General features: G+C 71.2%; 12 protein-coding genes and 15 tRNA genes. 4 read left to right on the forward strand and 23 right to left on the reverse strand.

Annotation, left to right across the window (positions count from 1 at the left end; translation table 11 throughout):
* Window positions 1–34 precede the first annotated feature (34 nt).
* The 20 genes from WMF12_RS29665 to WMF12_RS29760 form a co-directional block, all read right to left on the reverse strand.
* Window positions 35–2251, reverse strand: coding sequence for a protein kinase domain-containing protein (locus WMF12_RS29665; protein ID WP_437850826.1), 2217 nt, complete (start codon window positions 2249–2251; stop codon window positions 35–37).
* A gap of 113 nt (window positions 2252–2364) precedes the next feature.
* Window positions 2365–2883 (reverse strand): HNH endonuclease, encoded by a 519-nt coding sequence (locus WMF12_RS29670; RefSeq protein WP_437740057.1) that lies wholly within the window; start codon window positions 2881–2883, stop codon window positions 2365–2367.
* A 60-nt stretch (window positions 2884–2943) separates the two neighbouring features.
* Window positions 2944–3016: transfer RNA gene (locus WMF12_RS29675), tRNA-Leu, on the reverse strand.
* A gap of 4 nt (window positions 3017–3020) precedes the next feature.
* Window positions 3021–3102: transfer RNA gene (locus WMF12_RS29680), tRNA-Leu, on the reverse strand.
* Window positions 3103–3117: 15 nt separating this feature from the next.
* Window positions 3118–3191 (reverse strand) — tRNA-Pro (locus tag WMF12_RS29685).
* A gap of 45 nt (window positions 3192–3236) precedes the next feature.
* Window positions 3237–3310: transfer RNA gene (locus tag WMF12_RS29690), tRNA-Pro, on the reverse strand.
* Window positions 3311–3401: 91 nt separating this feature from the next.
* Window positions 3402–3475, reverse strand: a tRNA-Glu gene (locus WMF12_RS29695).
* Window positions 3476–3574: 99 nt separating this feature from the next.
* Window positions 3575–3645, reverse strand: a tRNA-Gly gene (locus WMF12_RS29700).
* Window positions 3646–3823: 178 nt separating this feature from the next.
* Window positions 3824–3895: transfer RNA gene (locus WMF12_RS29705), tRNA-Ala, on the reverse strand.
* Between the two features lie 142 nt (window positions 3896–4037).
* Window positions 4038–4107, reverse strand: a tRNA-Trp gene (locus WMF12_RS29710).
* Between the two features lie 4 nt (window positions 4108–4111).
* Window positions 4112–4183, reverse strand: a tRNA-Asp gene (locus tag WMF12_RS29715).
* Between the two features lie 7 nt (window positions 4184–4190).
* Window positions 4191–4314, reverse strand: a tRNA-OTHER gene (locus WMF12_RS29720).
* Between the two features lie 75 nt (window positions 4315–4389).
* Window positions 4390–4461, reverse strand: a tRNA-Arg gene (locus tag WMF12_RS29725).
* A 184-nt stretch (window positions 4462–4645) separates the two neighbouring features.
* Window positions 4646–6325 (reverse strand): TROVE domain-containing protein, encoded by a 1680-nt coding sequence (locus WMF12_RS29730; RefSeq protein WP_437850828.1) that lies wholly within the window; start codon window positions 6323–6325, stop codon window positions 4646–4648.
* Window positions 6326–6424: 99 nt separating this feature from the next.
* A tRNA-His gene (locus tag WMF12_RS29735) sits at window positions 6425–6499 on the reverse strand.
* A 12-nt stretch (window positions 6500–6511) separates the two neighbouring features.
* A tRNA-Pro gene (locus WMF12_RS29740) sits at window positions 6512–6584 on the reverse strand.
* 99 nt (window positions 6585–6683) lie between these two features.
* A tRNA-Asn gene (locus WMF12_RS29745) sits at window positions 6684–6755 on the reverse strand.
* A 95-nt stretch (window positions 6756–6850) separates the two neighbouring features.
* Window positions 6851–6924 (reverse strand) — tRNA-Lys (locus WMF12_RS29750).
* 909 nt (window positions 6925–7833) lie between these two features.
* Window positions 7834–9081: a tetratricopeptide repeat protein gene (locus tag WMF12_RS29755; RefSeq protein ID WP_437850830.1), complete on the reverse strand. Its 1248-nt coding sequence runs from the start codon at window positions 9079–9081 to the stop codon at window positions 7834–7836.
* Between the two features lie 151 nt (window positions 9082–9232).
* The gene (locus WMF12_RS29760; RefSeq protein ID WP_437850832.1) at window positions 9233–10300 is read right to left on the reverse strand and encodes a protoporphyrinogen/coproporphyrinogen oxidase; all 1068 of its coding nucleotides are present in this window, start codon (window positions 10298–10300) and stop codon (window positions 9233–9235) included.
* A gap of 204 nt (window positions 10301–10504) precedes the next feature.
* On the opposite strand from WMF12_RS29760, the gene WMF12_RS29765 reads away from it, so the two are divergent.
* Complete coding sequence (locus tag WMF12_RS29765; protein WP_437873906.1) at window positions 10505–12223, forward strand: NAD-dependent malic enzyme; 1719 nt, start codon at window positions 10505–10507, stop codon at window positions 12221–12223.
* A 74-nt stretch (window positions 12224–12297) separates the two neighbouring features.
* Here WMF12_RS29765 and WMF12_RS29770 read toward each other — a convergent pair whose 3' ends face one another.
* The 3 genes from WMF12_RS29770 to WMF12_RS29780 all read right to left on the reverse strand — a co-directional run bounded on the left by WMF12_RS29770 (window position 12298) and on the right by WMF12_RS29780 (window position 16219).
* Complete coding sequence (locus WMF12_RS29770) at window positions 12298–12711, reverse strand: hypothetical protein (protein WP_437708746.1); 414 nt, start codon at window positions 12709–12711, stop codon at window positions 12298–12300.
* 153 nt (window positions 12712–12864) lie between these two features.
* The gene (locus WMF12_RS29775) at window positions 12865–14343 is read right to left on the reverse strand and encodes a hypothetical protein (RefSeq protein ID WP_437850834.1); all 1479 of its coding nucleotides are present in this window, start codon (window positions 14341–14343) and stop codon (window positions 12865–12867) included.
* A 214-nt stretch (window positions 14344–14557) separates the two neighbouring features.
* Window positions 14558–16219 carry a Ppx/GppA phosphatase family protein gene (locus tag WMF12_RS29780; protein ID WP_437740063.1) on the reverse strand — a complete coding sequence of 554 codons (1662 nt, stop codon included), beginning with the start codon at window positions 16217–16219 and terminating at the stop codon, window positions 14558–14560.
* Between the two features lie 50 nt (window positions 16220–16269).
* Here WMF12_RS29780 and WMF12_RS29785 point away from each other — a divergent pair, with 50 nt between their 5' ends.
* Genes WMF12_RS29785 through WMF12_RS29795 form a run of 3 tightly spaced genes read left to right on the forward strand, consistent with a single transcriptional unit; the run spans window position 16270 to window position 17370 of the window.
* Window positions 16270–16890: a hypothetical protein gene (locus tag WMF12_RS29785; protein WP_437740064.1), complete on the forward strand. Its 621-nt coding sequence runs from the start codon at window positions 16270–16272 to the stop codon at window positions 16888–16890.
* Window positions 16887–17153 carry a hypothetical protein gene (locus tag WMF12_RS29790; protein ID WP_437740065.1) on the forward strand — a complete coding sequence of 89 codons (267 nt, stop codon included), beginning with the start codon at window positions 16887–16889 and terminating at the stop codon, window positions 17151–17153. Before WMF12_RS29785 ends, WMF12_RS29790 begins: the two co-directional genes overlap by 4 nt.
* A 40-nt stretch (window positions 17154–17193) precedes the next feature.
* Entirely contained in the window at window positions 17194–17370 is a 177-nt protein-coding gene (locus WMF12_RS29795; RefSeq protein ID WP_437740066.1) for a hypothetical protein, read from the forward strand.
* The last annotated feature ends 344 nt before the right edge of the window (window positions 17371–17714 follow it).

Below are 17714 nucleotides of genomic sequence, written 5' to 3' on the forward strand. Positions count from 1 at the left end.
GAGCCCCGCCTCCCGCTGTCCGCAGAGGCGGCGGCTATATCGTCGTATCGCGTCGCCACCGCCAGCGGGGCGCCGGCCGAGGCCTCGAGTCCGCCGGAGGCTCGGCCGGCGGCGTCGCGATCTCCTCTCTCTCCTCCTTCGCAGGGGGCATGTCCCCGTCGGCGGGAGGCTCTGGCTGCGGCTGCGCCCTGCGTTGCCGCAGGGCGCATTCCTCGTTCTGCCTCTCCAGCGCGTCGATCTGCTCGGAGGCCTCGTCGAGCCTGCGCTCGAGCAAGCCCACGCGCGTGGACTCGCGCCTCAGCTCCGACAGGGCCGCCCTGAGCTCGTGCTCTCTCGAGCCGAGGGCGGCCCTCACCCTCTCGCGCTCGTCCTCGGCCTGTCCGAGCCGCGCCGACAGGCGCTCGCGGTCGCCCTCGAGCCCGGCGATCTCGCGCTCCATGGCGCTCCTCGACTGCTCGTAGCGCTCGTCCGCCTCTGCCTTCGCGGCGGCCGCGGCTTGCGCCGCGCGCCTCGCGCGGAGCTCGGCGCTCTCGGCCAGGCGCTTCGCCTCGGTCATCGAGTCCCTGGCGGAATTGGCGCTCTTCGCGTCGTCGCTCGCCTTCATCGCGAGCGCGAGCGCCTCCTCGGTGGCGCGCTGCGCCTCGGTCATCTTCGCGAGGGCCTCCTGCGCGGAGGAGTTCGCGGCCGCCTCGAGGCGGCTGTGCTCCCGCGCGGCGCGCTCGGCAGCCTCGGCCGTCGCCCGCGCCCGCGTCGCGTGCACCCAGAACACCGTGGTCGTCGCGACCATGCCCATCAGGAAGACCACGCCGAGCGCAAGGAGCACCCGCGTGAGCCGCTCGCGGCGGGCCTCCGCGCCGAGGGCCGCGTCGAGGAAGCTGCGCTCCAGGCCCGAGAGGTCGTCGATGTCCCGGGCCCACGCGGACAGCTCGTGCAGCGCCTTTCCGCGCGGCAGGAGCCTCGGCGCCCTGCCGCTCGCGACCCACCTCGAGAGCGCCTCGTCGAGCTCCTTCTTCGCCCGGCCGAGCCGGTGCAGCGCCGTCGCCACCTCCGCCATGCGCGGCCGCGCATCGGGGTCGAACGACAGCACCCGGTGGACGAGGGCGACGAGATCGGGCGGCGTGGCGGCGCTCATCGGGGGCGGCCACGCGCCGCGCGGCGCGTCGGGCGTCTGCCCCTCGAGCAGCTCGTAGAGGATGACGCCGAGGGAGTAGACGTCCGCCTTGACGTCGACGCTCCCGGAGTGGCGCTCCTGCTCCGGCGCCATGTAGCTCCTCGTCCCGAGGCCCCACGCGCCTTCCTGCGTGAACGGCATCGTGGGCTGTCCCGCGCCCCCGCCGCTCGACGCGGGCCCGGCGGGCTCGATGGACACGCGCCCTGCAGCAGAAGAGACCACCCCGGGCGGGATCTCGACCGGCGCGGGGAAGACCTGGATCGCAGGCCTCTCGAGGCTCACGCGAGGAAGGCTCCGGAGCGCGTCGTCCTCGCGCGGGTCGCTCTCCGCCGTCGAGCTCTCTTCGCGCTCCGCCGTCGTGCGCGCGTCGCTCGCAGGGCCGCTCGCGATCCCCGCCCAGCCGGCGGCGCTCTCGGGGTCGGGCGCCATCCCCACCGTCGGCGCCGTCGGCGCAGAGAGCTCGGTGCGGAGCGGGGGCACGGACGCTGGCGCGAGGGAGCCCCTCGCGTCCAGCTCCAGCACCTCGGGGAGGCCGCCCCAGAGGACCTTCGCGATGCCGAAATCGAGGATCTTGACGCGGCTGCCCCCGGGGGCGAGCTCGTCGTCGATCACCATGATGTTCTCCGGCTTCAGATCGCGGTGGACGACCTTGGACGCGTGGGCCGCGGCCATGGCCGACGCGATCTGGTAGCCGAGCCGCACGACCTGCCGCGGCCGATCCGCGGCCGGCACGGCCTGCACCCAGTCGCGCAGCCCCCGCCCATCCAGGTACTCCATCACGATGTAGGGAGAGCCGTCCTCGACCTCACCGGAGTCGAAGACACGGACGATGCCGGGGTGGTTGATGATGTTGACGGCGATCGCCTCCTGCCGGAAGCGAGCCACGACGTCCGGCCGGCGGGCGTAGTCGCCGAGCAGCACCTTGATCGCCGCCCGCGCCCGCGTCTTCGGGTGCCGCGCCCGGAAGACGCGCCCCATCCCGCCGCGGCCGAGCTCTCCCTCGATGAGCCAGCCCCGCAGGATCGCGGGGAACGGCGCGTCCTCGTCCTCCGCGCGGCCGTCGGCCTGACGCGTCTCCATGCCTGCCCATCCTGCACCCGCGCGGCCGCCGGCGGAAGCCCCGACGCGCGCCGGCGCGCCCGACCCGCCGTCTGCACGACGGGCCGCGGGCGCGCCGGCGCGAGGGGCTCAGCTCACCCCGAGCTCGCGCAGTAGCCTGCCCACACCTCCGGGATGCGCCGCTCGCTCAGGCCCATGACGGGCGCAGGCGGCAGCCACTTCGGCTTTACCGGGGCGCGGAGCAGCTTCATGCCGGCCTGCTCCGGCGTGCGCCCCCGCTTCGCCGAGTTGCACGCGTAGCAGGAAGCGACGATGTTGTCCCAGACGGTCTTGCCACCCTGCACACGCGGGATGACGTGATCGTAGTTGAGCTCACGGGCCACCTTCTTCACGCCGCAGTACTGGCAGCAAAATCCGTCGCGCAGGAGGACGTTGAGCCTCGAGAACTTCACGCCGCGCTTCATCCCCAGCGTCGGCCGCTTCAGCCGCACCACCGCAGGCGCGTTGATGGAGAGCGACGGCGACCGGATGACATCGTCGTACACCTCGATGACCTCCACCTTGCCCAGGAAGCTCATCGTGACGGCGGTCTGCCAGGGGATGACCTTATGGGGCACCATCCATGGCGTCAAAAGCAGCGTCTGCGCGGTCATGGCCCACCTCTCTATCGTCTCTTTCTCTTCATGACGTCACTCCAGGTTAGACGCAATCGGTGCCCGGGGAGGGAGTCGAACCCCCAGATGGCTGGGTCTAAGCCAGCAGCGTTTGCCGTTTCGCCACCCGGGCAGGGTGTCACCGGTGGGACTCGAACCCACATACCCCGAAGGGCGCAGGATCTCAGCCTGCCACGTATGCCGTTCCGTCACGGTGACGTCCGCGCGACGCGGTCTGAGTGGGAGGATTCGAACCTCCAGCCCCCGGCTCCCCGAGCCGGTGCTCTACCAGGTTGAGCCACACCCAGAGGGTCTTCGTCGTGCGTCGCGGCGGAGCTGTCGCCCCTCCGCGGTCTGGGTGGGGGGATTCGAACCCCCAGTCCCCGGCTCCCGAAGCCGGTGCTCTACCAGGTTGAGCCACACCCAGAAATCTATCATCAAGATGGAATTGGCAGGCTCGCTCGCTCGGGCGCGGGCGCCCGAACCGAAGGAGCACGCTGGCGAGCGGAGCGGCCCGGTGTCCCCAGCGGGATTCGAACCCGCGCCTCCGGAGCGAAAATCCGGCCGCCTGAGCCTCTAGCGAGATGGGGACAGGGACACATGACAAGCACATGAACAGGAGAGCCGACCTGCGGCCCCGGCGCCGCGATGTCGCGGGCGCAGAGCGCCGCGAGGGGCGGCCCCTGACAGGAGCGGTGGAGGAGAATCGAACTCCCGTCGCGAGCCTGGCACGCTCGCACTCTACCGTTGAGCTACCACCGCGGGTTCATCGAAAAAAGAGGCGGGCCGCCGGGCGCCGCGCGCCCGCACATCGTGTGCGGCCGCCGGACGGCGGCCCGCCTCGGCAACGAGACGAACGAACGGGCAAAGGGCGCCGTGGGGAGGCCCCAAGGGGGAACTGCCAAGCGGCATGGTAACCCACGAGCATTGGCCCGTCCGGTGGAGCGACGAGGGGTCGAACCTCGATCCCTGCCGTGCGAAGGCAGTGTTCTCCCGGTTGAACTATCACCCCGAGCCAGCGGCTCTGGCGTCAGATCTTCATCATCGAACATCCATCTCCTTCTCTCCCCACGTCCGTTACCTCCTTTACCTCCTCGCCCATTGGACGATCACTCATCGTTCTTATTGGGATCATCGCGCTCCTTTTTTTGCGGCGGGGCGTAAAGGAATCGAACCTTCTCGCAGGAGTTTTGGAGGCTCCGCCGTCTCCATGACGCACACCCCTAGGCGCCCCCGAGGAGGATCGAACTCCCCTCACCTGATCGACAATCAGGCTGCCTCACCAGATGCATACGAGGGCAAACCAGCGCCGCCGACGGGATTCGAACCCGCGTCATCCAGATTAACGGGTAACCGTCCTCCTTCGGCCCGGATCGGGCAAATGGTGGAGAGCGGAATGTCAGGTGCTCTACCAGGCTGAGCTACGGCGGCAAGGTCGGGATCCGAGAACCGTCGTCCTCCGGCCCGGATCGGGCGAGAGAGCGGGCGACGGAGAGGGGATCCCGGCGCCCCCGGCGGGACTCGGACCCGCATCGACCGGCTTCGTAGGCCGGCCCCTATCCATTCGGGCTCGGGGGCTGTTGCTGAGAGCAGGACGCTGGAGTCGAACCACGAGAACTGTCCCTCTGAGGCCCGGGAGACCCCGGGCAAAGGGTGAAGGACAGGCGCCATCCATCATGGCGGCGCCCCGCAAAAGGAGGGCGCTCGTGAGGCGCCCTCGTCGGACGGACGGGCCGGCGGAGCCCGTCCGTCACGCTGCCTGTCACGAGACACCCCGGGTGAAATCCGCCATCACCTGGGGGGCCGCCCCGTCGAACCCCACGACATCGAGCATGCCGGGGTCCGTGGGATCGGCGATCGAGAAGCCGGTCGACGTCATGCCGACGACGATCAGCCGGGCCGGTCGGCCCATCGCCTGCCGGTATTCCCTGAGCGCCTGGAACGGGTGAACGCCGCCCGCCCAGGTCTCGTTGTCCGTGTAGATGACGAACGCGTCGACCTCTACCCGGTTCCGCTTCGCCCAGACCATCGGCAACGCGCAGTCGGTGCCGCCGAAGGGGAGGCCGCCCACCGCGCGCAGCACGTCGTCGAGGCGCTGCTCCGGCGATATCGACAGCGGCATGAGGCCGGAGACGCCCCCGCCCCACTTGCCGCCGTAACCGCCCGACGCCGCCGAGAAGCCGACGACGCCGTACTCGCGCTCGATCCTCGCCGTCGCCATGGCCATGGCTGCGCTCGCCACGCGCGGCGTCAAGCCAGGGACGCCGGCGATGGAGCCGCTGGTCATGGACCCGGAGATGTCGAGCGCCAGGAGGTGCTTCTTCCCCGTCGGCTCGACCGCCCGGAACGCGAGGTAAAACGCCTCGTTCAGCGCGTCGACGATCTCGCGGACCGGGGTCCACGAGAGCGCGTTGGCGCGCCGGCGAGCGCGCTCGCCGTGGCCCTGCTCATAGACCTTGAGGGCCGAGAGCACGGCGATGGGGTGGACCCGGGCCGCGCGCAGGCGCCCGGCGTCGGTGAGCTGTCGCGCCACCCTGCGGGACGCGTCGCTCATCGGCGAGAGGAGGCCGATCGCGGTCATCTTCCCCAGGTTCCGGAGGAGCGCTGTCTGAGGCATGTGCTCGAGCAGCGCCTCCCAGACCGCGGGGTCGCTCTTCCACTCGGTCAGGAGCATCTCGTGCGTGAAGCGATGCTGCCTGATCAGCGCGGTGACCTGCTTGCGGTTCGTCGCCGCGCGGAGCGACTCGAACGCGCGCACCGCGTCCGGCAGATCGGTCATGGGCAACGCCTTGCCGCGCGCCGACTCCTTCCCGAGCGCCTCGATGCCGCCGACGATCCAGCGGTAAAGGGCGTCGTGCTGCGGGGTCGGCGCGACCGGGTGCGCGAGCCGCAGGAGATCGCGGTGGCTGAAGCCGTCGCGTTGCTGGTACTTCATCGCCTGGTACGCGACCCTGTCGACGGGCTTGTCGTTGTACCAGGCGGCGACGGCGGACCGGAGCCCGCGCCCCCACTTGCGAAACCCCTGCACATCGCGGGTGAAGTGGAAGAGATCCGTCCCCGTGCGGCACACCTCGGGCAAGGCCGCGAGGGCGGCCTGACGGGTCTCGAGCTTCGCGTCGGCGGCGGCGATCGCGAGCGCGAAGATCGCGGGCGCGTTCTTCGGCGCTCGCCCCGAGCTGCTGATGTCGACGATGCGCTGCACGGCGCGGGGCCCGTCCGCGGCGAGGCACGCCTCGACGGCGCGGGCGTTCTCCACCGTGAGCTTCCGCTCGGTCGCGTAGTAGGTCCCCCCCTCAGCGCCGAGGATCAGCCAGCGGTCGAGCCTCGCCCACTCGTCGAGGGCGAAGGCGAAGCCGCCGGCGCTGTTCTTCACCTGATCGGCGCGGGCCTTCTGCCGCTGCGGGGTGACCAGCGCGGCGAAGTGCTTCAGATAATCGGCCATCACACCACCTCCGGCCCGGGCCCCCGGGCAAAAGAGGACGGATAAAAGAGCGTGCTCGGGTTGATCTCCCAAAGATAACCGAGCCCGTTCGACCCGTCCTGGGTGGGCGTACGGGGATCGAACCCGCCTACGCAGGGTCACAACCTGCCCTCTTCACCAGAAGAGAAACACCCACGCAAACCATCGTCGGGATGGCCGGAATCGAACCGGCGGATCTCCTCACCCCAGATGAGGCGCCTTTCCACTAGGCTACATCCCGCAGCGCCTGCTCGAACGAGGCGCCGACGCGCCCCCGGCTGGCGGCGAGCCGGCGCCTCGCGTGAGCGAAACGGGCCTGCCTCCCGCGATGGGGGCGCGGCTCCGGCGGGAGGAATCGAACCTCCAACCACCCGCTTAACAGGCGGGCGCTCTACCATTGAGCTACACCGGAACATGGAGGCGCAGCGCGCCTCCATCTACGTCATCCTAAATTGTCACAGATCAGGTGTCCCCCATCGCCGGCGCGGCTGCGCCGGCGAGGACAGGTGGACCCGAGAGGAATCGAACCTCCAACCGTCCGCTTAAGAGGCGGCTGCTCTATCCACTTGAGCTACGGGTCCGCGCGGAGGGCGCACCTCCGCCTGGCCTGCTGTGTCGGCAAGCCAATGCACGTCGACCATTCCGCGAAAGCATTACCCGGCGCCGCGAACGCGCGCCGCGGCGCTCATTCTCGAATCGAATGCTCCCAACGCATTCTCTGCCGCGCCTCCTTTCTCCGGGCGCAACTCCCCCACCGCAGCGCGCGACGACGTAGCGCGCCGCGCGCAAGACAACTCATCTCCTCGACCCGCCGGCAGCCTGCGATCCACAGCAGGCCGAAAGCCCACAGCAGCTCTCCAGCCCACCGGCAGGCCGACAGCCCACGGCAGATCTCCAGCCCACGAGCGAGCCGACAGCCCACAAGCCCCCAGAACGCCGAAGGCCGCCTGGGTTTCCCGAGGCGGCCTTCGCGAACGTCGTCGATCGACGCGTGCTTAGCTGCCTCTAGGCGCTATTCTCCGGGTTACCGAGCTTCCGCGACGGACGGAGGCTGCAAGGGTAGCCTGGATTATGCGCCAAATGTTCATCGCCCAGCAGACGATCCCATGCCATGGCCGCATCGGGCGTTCCCGACTTGGACAGGATGGTAACGATCTGCAGGTTGTGGCGGCGGCTGAACATGGCGAACCCTCGTATTCCGATTAAGTACTCCCCTTGGACGGGCTGCGCAACAGAAAAGTTCCTCGAGTCGATTCTTTTTTCGCCGCCTTCAACGCCTTCAACATTGGCACGCTCCCTCGGCGCTCGCCGGTCCGAGCGCGGTCGGTGCAGTCCTCAATGCAATCGACGAGCCGCGCCATTTTCTTTTTCCAGGCACCCGCCCTGGGCCTGCATATGCCGAGGGCGTCACGCACGACCCACGACGGCGCTCAGGCACCCTGAGCCAGGGGCGACGACAGCAGGCAACCGCGCGCAGCGCACCTCGTGGCCTATTTCGTGCTGGCGCTGACGCTGGCGCTGGCGCTGGCGCTGACGTTGAGCCGGAGTCGCTCGTCGCAGCCGCCGCCAGAGACGACCAGCTCACCGCCCTGCACTTTCACGTCGGCCTCGCCCCCAGCCGGCCAGCGCAGCGCCACGATCGCCCGGCCGGTGCGCGCGTCATAGAACGTCCGCTCGCGGTAGCTCGCGCCGTCCCGGCAGCGCATCTCGTCGTTAAGCTCTCCGTCGTAGACCGCGCCAGCGCCGTCGAAGGTGCTCTCGACCACGAGCAGCCCCCCCTCGACCGAGCCGCTCACGCTGCGTATCCCATGGCAGTGCGCGGGCCAGCCCCCCGAATGACCGCCGTTCACCACCAGGAACCCGTCCGGCTTGCGGGGGAAGACCACATGGTTGCTGTGGTGCACGTACATCATGTAGTCGCGAGGGAAGACCCACGGCGCATCGCCGGCGCACGGGCTGTCCGCCCACCTCGAGTCGGGCCTGCACAGGCGCTCTCGCGCCGCGGCCTCGCTCGTCGCCTCGCCGGGCGCCCCCTCGGCGGCGCCGATCCGCGCGAGGAGCTCGGTCCACCCCTTCACGAGATCGGCGCCCTCGAGGTCGGCCTTGCGGACCTCCACGGTGCACGTCGATCTGCCGGCGAGCTTGCCGCGCGTGGCCGCCGAGGGCTTGAGCAGGTGCGCGTTGGCATAAGCGACCCGGGCCGCCTCGGCGTCGCCCGCCCTATCGCGCAGGAGCCCAAGGTTGAACCAGATCTGGGAGCGCAGCTCGGGATCGCCCGCCCCCGCGAGCGCCGCGTCGAAATCGCTGTCCGCCGCGCCGCTGTCGCCCGCGGTCAGGTGCGCGAAGCCTCGCTCCGCGAGCGCCCGCGCGTCGCTCGGGTCCGCGGCGATCGCCTCGGTGAACGCCTGGATGGCCGCGTTGAAGTCCTGCTTCTTGGTCGCGAGCCGGCCTCTCGCCAGCGCGGCCTTGTACGTGGCGAGGGCCTGCTTCTCCTTCTCGGTGAGCGGGCGCGCGCTCGGCGCGGGCAGGGCCGGTGACGCCGGCGACGCGGGCGGCGCTGCGCTGCTCGCCGACGCGACGGCGGCAGGTGAGCTCGCCGCGACGGGCGGCGCGCTCTCGGCGGTCGGCCGCGGCGGCTGGTCACGGCAGCCCGCGGCCACGCACGCCGCGATGAAGCCGAGCGCGAAGCGCCTCTCGATTTCGCGCGTGCCGTGACAGCCGGTGATGTCGGTGGTCATGGTGCGCATCCTCGCCCGTCCGGGTCGAGCCTGTCACCGCAGATCGACGCTGGCAGGCCGCGCTCCTCGCGCGCCGCATCAGCGCAGCCTGCGAGCTTTCGGGAGGACGGGTCGCCTCTCGTGCGTGGTCGCACCGGAGCGCGACAGCGCGCTACAGGGCGCCGACGCGCTCCGCGGCCACCTCGGCGGAGCGCACGGCGGCGTCGATCCCGGAGCCGTGGAACGCCGATCCGGCAAGGAGCACGCCGCTGCCGGCGAGCGCCTGCTCGGCCTCTCGGACCCGCGCCGCGTGCGCAGGAGTGGAGACCGGGAGCGCGCTCGACCAGCGCGAGACCCACGCGCGCTCGGAGGGCCCGTGCACGCGCAGCACGCGCGCGAGCGAGGCCTCGGCGCGCGCCGTCCAGGCGTCGTCGCCCATCTGCTCGAGGTCCGCCGGATCCGGGCGGAAGAAGAGGCGAAGCGTGACGTGGCCGGCGGGGGCGCGCTCGGCGAACTTCGAGGTCGTGAACGTGCACGCGCGGAAGCCGTGCGCCTGGTGCCCCGCGGCGACGACGAAGCCGGTGCCGTCGAGCGGGTGCTCGATCGCGGCGCGCGGGTACGCCAGCGAGACGGTCACGCTGGAGAGCGTCTCGGCGTCGCGGAGCGCCCGCCCCGCCTCGCCGAGCAGCGCGGCCGCGCCGGCGGCGTGGGTGGCGAGGACGACCGCGTCGGCGTCGATCTCGGCCCCTCCGGCGAGCGCGAGGCGGAAGCCGCCGGCCACCTTCGCGAGCGAGGCGACCGCTGCGGAAGTGCGCACCTCGACGCGCCCCGCGATCGCGAGCGCGAGCGTCTCGGTCAGCTGCGCCATCCCGAGGCGGAAGGTCCGGATCCCCTTGCCGAGCTCGTCGCGCGGCACCTGGAAGCCGAGGAACTCCGCCGCCTCGCCCGGCGCGAGCTCCCGCAGCGCGACGCCGTCGAAGCCGAACGACCGGTGCGTCTCCTGACCGACGAGATCGCCGGCGATGCCGAGCGCGCTCGCCAGCCCAGGGACGGCCTCGCTCCGCGCGATGAACCCCTCGGCGCCGAGCTCGACGACGAAGCCCGAGGCCCGCACCGTCCAGAGCTGCCCGCCGACCCGCGGAGCCGCCTCGACGAGCGTCACCTGGTCGCCCGCCATCGCTCGCCGGAACGCAACGATGCACCCGGCCAGACCGCCTCCAATGACGGCAATGCGTCGCATCGCGCCTCTATACCACGAGGCGATAACAATGTGAGAAGCACTGCATCCGGCGAGCAGGATCCGCCCGGGTTCGCCCGCCGGCGATACCACTGTGAGAAACACTCCATTCACCGACCGGGAACAACCCGAGTTCGCCCGCTCGCCCGCTCAAGCGCTCAAGGAACGCTCGCCGGCGCGCGCGCATCGGTTTAGAATGCCTCCATGGTGAGGATATCAAAGTATTTCGACGTCAAGAAAGACGCCTATGGCCGCGAGTACATGGAGGTGTACTTCGACGGGATCGCCCTCCTCAGGCTCGTCATGACCAACAAGGGGACGGCCTTCACGCCGGAAGAGCGCGTGAACCTCGGGCTCGACGGGCTGCTCCCGCCGCAGGTCAACACCATGGAACAGCAGCTCGCCCGCGTCTATGGCGGGTTTCGCCGCGAGCCGACGCCGATCGCCAAGTATCAGTATCTTCGGGCGCTCCAGGAGCGCAACGAGATCCTCTACTATGCGCTGCTCAATCGCCACCTCGGCGAGATGCTGCCCATCGTCTACACACCGACCGTGGGCGAGGCCGTGCAGCAGTTCAACTTCCTCTATCAGAGCGCGCGCGGCGTCTCGTTCTCTCCCGTGAACATCGATCGCGCCCAGCGCGTGCTCGCGAGCTTCCCGTGGGAGGACGTGCGCATGATCGTGGCGACCGACTCCTCCGCGATCCTCGGCATCGGCGACCAGGGTTACGGCGGGCTCGCCATCCCGATCGGCAAGCTCGCGCTCTACACGGCGGGCGGCGGCGTGAGCCCGTTCCACACGATGCCCGTGGTCCTCGACGTGGGGACCGACCGGGCCGATCTCATCGAGGACCCGTTCTACCTCGGTGTTCGCCAGCGCCGCCTGCGCGGCGACGCCTACTTCGACTTCTTCGACAGGTTCGTCGACGCCGTGAAGAGCAGCTGCCCCCGCGCCGTCATCCAGTGGGAGGACCTCTCCAAGGAGGCCGCCTTCTCCGTGCTGGATCGGTACCGGAAGGTGATCCCCTCCTTCAACGACGATATCCAGGGGACAGGGGCAGTCACCCTCGCGGGCGTGGTCGCCGCGTGCAGGCTGCGCGGCGAGCGGCTCAGGGACCAATCGGTGGTCATCCACGGCGCGGGCGCGGGCGGCGTCGGCGTCGCCTGGGCCATCTGCCAGGGGATGCTCCGCGAGGGGCTCACCGAGGACGAGGCGCTCGCCCGCATCTTCGTCCTCGACTCCAAGGGCCTGCTCGCGAAGGACCGCCCGATGGAGGAGTACAAGCGCAAGTTCGCGCAGGATCCGGGGAAGATCGCCGCGTGGAAGAAGGCCGGGGCCGTGCCGACGCTGCTCGAGACCCTCGAGAACACGCGCGCGACCGTGCTCCTCGGGCTGTCCGGGCAGCCGCGCTCGTTCAGCGAGCCCGTGATCAAGGCCATGGCCGCCAACACCCCGCGGCCGGTCATCTTCGCCCTCTCCAACCCGACGAGCGCCTGCGAGGCGCTCCCCGAGGAGATCCTCGCCCTGACCGAGGGCCGCGCGCTCGTCGCGACCGGCAGCCCGTTCCCGCCCGTGGAGCGCGACGGCAAGACCATCCCCATCGGCCAGGGGAACAACGCCTTCATCTTCCCGGGGCTCGGGTTCGGCTCCATCCTGTCCGACGCGCGCGAGATCACGGACGGCATGGTGCTCGCGGCGGCGTATGCGCTCGTCGACTACACGGCGGAGAAGCACCTCGACAAGGGGCTCATCTACCCGCCCGTGGAGGAGCTCCAGGAGGTCTCCACGCGCGTCGCCATCGCGGTCATCCGCGCGGCGTTCGAGGACGGCGTCGCGAGGAGCAAGAAGGTCGATCCCGGGAATGTCGAGGCCTATGTGAAGGCGCGGTTCTGGCAGCCGAAGTACCTGCCGTTCGTCCGCGGCTAGCGCCTGTCCGCGGCTAGCGCCTGTCCGCGGCTAGCGCCTGCCCGCGGCGCGCGCCGCGGGCGGCGCGCTCCACCTCAGCCGAGCTGGGACAGGAACTTCCGGAGCTGCTGCGCCTCCACCATCGTCATCACCGGGACGAGCCAGGCCTCGAGCGAGGTGGTGTCGCGAAACGCCTTTCGGCTCGAGTTGTGCGCGTCCCGGATGAGGCGCTCGACCTGGAGCCCCAGGATCGCGTTCGACACCGGCAGCAGGTAGGCCGTCCGGTGCACCGTGGCGTTCTGGACCCGCATCATCTCCAGGAACTTCTCCGCGCTCTCGGGCGCGAGCACGTCGACCTGGAGCAGCTCGATGCAGACGACAGCGCCGTGCCGGTTCTGGGTCACGACGCCCTGGATCCGGGCGATGCACGCGTCGACCTCGCCAGCCGGGAGCGGTGATGCGAGCCTCACCTCGATGAGACGACCGGCCCTGTTGTCAACGGAGTACATGAGCGAAATTCACCCTAACGTAGACGTCCAGACCAGAGCGCGTCAATGAACGGCGGTTCCATGCGGTGCGGCTCCGTACGCGCGCACACGTCATCGACGGTTTTTGTCAGCGCCCTCATCAAGCACCACAGAAAAAACCGTCTGCGACGGCGTTCACGCGTCGGACGAGAAGATCACCTTCCCGGCGCGCGCCTCTTCCTCGGAGGCCGCCTCCCGCTCGGCCTCGAGGGCCTTCGCCTCGGTCTCCAGATCGGGAAAGCGGTACCGGATCCCCTCGCCTGCCTCGAGGTCGACGTCGCCCCCGAGGGCGACCACCTCGCGGGTGATCTCCTCTGAGCGCGGCGGCTCCCCCGCCGCCTCCTGCCACGCCCGCTGGAGCACCGCCTCCGTGATCGGCTCCCGGCCCTGCCTCGCGCCGACGCGGGTAAGGATCGCCCGTAGCACGGCCCGCCGGCCGTTCCGCCGGGCGAGCCTCCGCTGCTTCAGCGGGCGCAGGAGCGCCCGGCCGAGCGGCAGCGCGAAGAGCGCGAGCGAGAAGACGAGCGGCACCACCCCGAGCACGACCGCCGTCCCCGTGGCGGGCAGCTCCGCCATCGGGACGCCCCGCGCCAGGAGCCCGAGGTTGTCCAGCGTAAGGTGGGCCCCGAGCGCGTAGAGGCTCATCAGCAGGTTGAACCCGTTGAGCGCCACGATGAGCGCGTTCATCCCTGGCCCGTTCCCGGTCAGCGGAGGCAGCTCCTCGCGCTCCGCCCAGACCGGCGCGGGCGCCCGCGCCGGCGCCTCCGCCGCCGTCCGCCGGATCGCCTCGAACCGGTAGACGATGCCCCCCTCCTCCGACACGTCGACCGTGCCGTCGTAGTCGAGCATCAGCCGCGCCATCAGCGGATCCGCCTCGTCGCGCGAGAGCCCCGTCACGCGCATCACGTCGGCGAGCCCGATCCGGCCCCGCTGCGCGCGGATCTCGGCCAGGATGAGCTTCTCGGCCTCGAGCGGATCGCGCGGCGCCGGCGTCGGGCCGAAGAAGAACCGGTTCACCTTCTCGTAGAAGGGCGTCTCGTCGCGTCGCTGCCCGAGCGCCCCGCGGTGGCCATGCGACGAGGACCACGCCGGCTCGGCCGTCCACACGAACGGCGAGAACGGGTGGAACGTCCAGAAGATCGCGTCGAGGACCAGCCGAAAGAGGAAGTAGCCGGCGAACGATCCGGGGACGCCGTCGTGATTGCGCGAGTCGCTGCTCGAGCGGGCGAACAGCTGGGCGATCAGGATCCCGACGAAGATCACGACGTACGCGATCAGCACGATCGCGATCCACGCCCGCACGACGAAGCGAGCCACGCCGGCGGCGGCCCGGAGGACGGCCTGGAGCGCGCGCGTGAGGCGCGTGCGAGTCTCCCACGGCTTGGTGAAGCCGTGCGGGAAGCGGAAGAGCAGCTCACCTTCGGACGTCGCCTTGAGGTGGCCGCGGTGCTCGCTGACGAGCAGGTGCAGGCCGCTCTCCGCGTCGCGCAGCGGCAGGCCGCTCTTCGCCGACGCGTCGGCGAGCGTCAGATCGCCCGTGTGCCCGCGCAGGGCGGACCTCAGGATGCCGGCGGCGCGGCGGGCCTCCATCAGCTTCGGAGATTTCAGCGTCAACGGTCGCTCGCCCCTGTTCCACGGCGGCGCAGCCGCGCCCGTCGGTACGGCATCGCCGCGCTCGTCCACGGGGGCAGAACCTCCCCCGTGCCGAGCTTCATGGTGGCCCGCAGGGCTCCACGCAAAGGCCACGGCGCCTTTTTCGGGCGTCGACCCCGCCAGCGCTCGCAGCGGAGCCTCGCGTCAGCCGCCGCGAGCGCGGCGGTGCCTCGCGTCATCCGCCCGCGCTCGCGGCCGGAGGCGGGCGCGATCTCGGCGTGGCGTCGACCATCCGCACCTCCAGGCCGAGCGCGTCGCGCAGCATCCCCGCCTTCGCGACGACCGTCCACTCCTCGAGCGCCCGGTCCTCCGCGCCCTGCACCTCGATCACCAGCGTGTCGCCCTCGATGCGGCCGCTCACCTCCGCGACCTTGGCCCGGTGCTCGCGATCGAGCGCGTCGGCGATGCGGAGGATCGACGCCATGGACTTCACCTTGGCGCGCGCGTCGCGCGAGAGCGCGCGGAAGTTGTCGTGGTCCATGCTGGGCGGCGACTTCCTGTGGTAGCGCGCGATGTTCGCGACGATCGCGCGCTCCTCCGGGGTCAGGCCCATGAGGTCGCTGTGGGCGATGACGTAATAGCTGTGCTTGTGGTGCCCCTCGTAGCGGACGAAGTCGCCGATGTCGTGGAGCAGGGCCGCCGCGCGCAGGAGGATCCGGTCGCGCTGGCCGAGGCGATGGCGCGGCGCGAGGTCGTCGAACAGCCGCTCGGCGAAGCGGGCCACGAGCGCGCCGTGCTTCTCGTCGAAGTGGTAGCGGCGGCCGAGCCGGACGCAGGCGTCGCTGACCGCGGCGGCCTCTCCGCGGAAGTCGGGGCCGAGGAAGTGGGCGTGGGCGAGATCGACGAGCACGCCCTCCTTGAGCCCGACCCCGGGAGCGACGATGACCCGCTGCACGAACGCCCGGGCGATGCGGCCCAGGATCGTCGCCGCGGGGACGATGGTGTCGGCGCGGTCCGGGCGCAGGCCGTAGATCTGCGCGCGCTCCTCGGGCGTCTTCGACGCCATCTCGTCGAGCAGGCGGGACATCGCGGCCACGTCGATCGCCCGCCCCTCCGCGGACCCGGCCGGCGCGGGGCAGAGCTCCGCGAGCGTCTCGATGTTGCCGCCCGTGCCGACGAGCAGATCGATCCCCGAGCCCGACCCCTCGCCGAGCAGCTCCACGATCTCGCGCGTGGCCTCGACCATGACGCGATCGACGTACTCCTCGACGAGCCGCCGGTGCCCCGCGTCGACCGGGCGGCGATCCTCGAGGAAGGCCTCGACCATCCGCACCGTCCCCACGGGGAGCGAGCGCGAGAAGACGGCCCCGCGGCCGCGGAGCAGCGTGAGCTCGGTGGAGCCGCCGCCGATGTCGACGAGGAGCGCGGTCCGCTCGCCGAGCGCGACGCGCTCGCGGACGGCGAGCTGGACGAGGCGCGCCTCCTCGACCCCCTCGATGACCTCGATGTGGACGCCGGCCTCGCGCGCGGCGCGCTCGACGAAGAGGTCGCCGTTCTGGGCCTCGCGCGCGGCGCTCGTCGCCACCGCGCGGTAGCGGTCGACCTTGGCCGCATCCATCGCCGCGCGGAAGCGCCGGAGCGCCTCGCAGGCGGCGCCGATGACCCCCGACTCGAGCCGGCCCTTCGTGAACACGTCGTGCCCGAGACGCACCGACGCGCGATCCGCATGGACATCGCGGAACGGGTGGAAGCGCGGCGCGTCGGGCGCGCCGGTCGCGGCCCCGGCGAGCGCCGGATCCCAGCCGGCCCCGAACGCCCCGAGCGCCGGAGGATCGACGTCGACGATGCGAAGCCGGATGGCGTTGGATCCGATGTCGATCGCAGCGAGCCGCGCCATGTCGGGAGAAGTAGCGAAGCTCCGGGCCGTTGGCTACTCTCATGCCGCTCATGTCGAGGAAGCTTCATCAAGGCTCGGGGGCTCCCCATCTCGGCCCCCTTCAGCATCGGCCTTCAGCGCGCACGCTCGCGCCCGGGCAGGCTCGGGACGCGCGCCGTCTCCTCGGCGGCGCGCGAGGGGCGGCGCGCCTCGCGCTGGGGATCGCGACCGCGGCGCTCGCGCTGGCGGCGTGCAGCGGCGGCGAGGCGCGCGCGCCGAACCCGATGCGCGCCCTCGACGAGCGCAGGGCGATCGAGGTGATCCGCCGGGCGATGGCGCACGAGGGCGCGCAGCCGGCGCGCGGGCGCGAGGTCGAGCTGACCAGCGGGCAGAAGGTGCGCGTCGATGTCGGCGTGCAGAGCCGCTCGTACGGCGTCGTCTACGTGACCGAGGAGGACGCCCAGGCGCTCGGCGCCGCGATCCCGCCGCCGAACGGCCGGGACGAGAAGCTGCGCGTCGTCCGCGGCGGGCCGGACGGGGCCATTCGCCTCGTGCTCCTCTACCAGCAGAACTACCTCTATGACGACCTCGTCGGCGAGTCGCACGAGCGCACGACGATCACCGCCGAGCGCGAGCTGACGCGCGACGTGCAGGACTTCATCACCTACGCGCGGACGCAGAAGTTCCAGTGAGCGCGCTCGAGGAGGACGGGCCGGCGCGCCGCCGGGGGCACCGGAGAGAGCGAGACGCCGAGGAGCGCGCGCGACGCGCGCTCGGCGGCGGTGGGTTGCTCCTCGTCGCCGGGCTCGCGCTGGTCGGCGTCGGGCCGTCGGACGCGGGCATGGGGCTCACGGTGCTCGCGCTCCTGGTGCTCATCTACGGGATCCACAGCTTCGGCCGGCTGGGGACGGAGCGGGACGGACGGAGCGAGCAGGCGCGGGCTCCGTCGCGTTGAGGCTTGCAGAGCGGGGCGCGTTCGACCAGCATCCGCCGCCATGAATCGCCCTACGCGCCAGCACCAGCACCTCACCCTCAAGGTCACCCAGAAGCAGGAGCGGAGCACCCAGAGCTCCCGGAAGCCCGGCCGCAAGCACAAGCGCTGGAGCAAGTCCCTCGCGCAGTACGCGCCGCTCGTCGCTGGCGCCGAGACGGCCGCCTCCGCCGAGAGCTGAGCTCCCGCCGCCGGCCGAGGACGCCCTGGCGCCCGGCCTTCACGATTCCTTTCCATACATAATTTTTCAGCAACATCGCATGCCGGCGCAGGCCGCCTCCGCTTCCGACGAGGCGGCGGCGCCTCCGCCCGCGATGGCGGCTGTGCCGGCCGTGCCGCGAGCCGCTACGACGGATGTGCCGCCACTGTGCGACGCGGCCACCGCACCGCGGTCTCTCCATGGTTCGTGGATTTCGTGATGGGGTCGCGCTCATCTCGCCACGTAGCCAAGAGAACACCCCCTCTCGGCGTCTGATACGCGATCGCCAGGCGGCCTGTCACCCACTCCGCGCGAGACGGGCCCGC

The organism is Sorangium sp. So ce363 (genome assembly GCF_051520435.1).
Classification (GTDB): domain Bacteria; phylum Myxococcota_A; class Polyangia; order Polyangiales; family Polyangiaceae; genus Sorangium; species Sorangium cellulosum_B.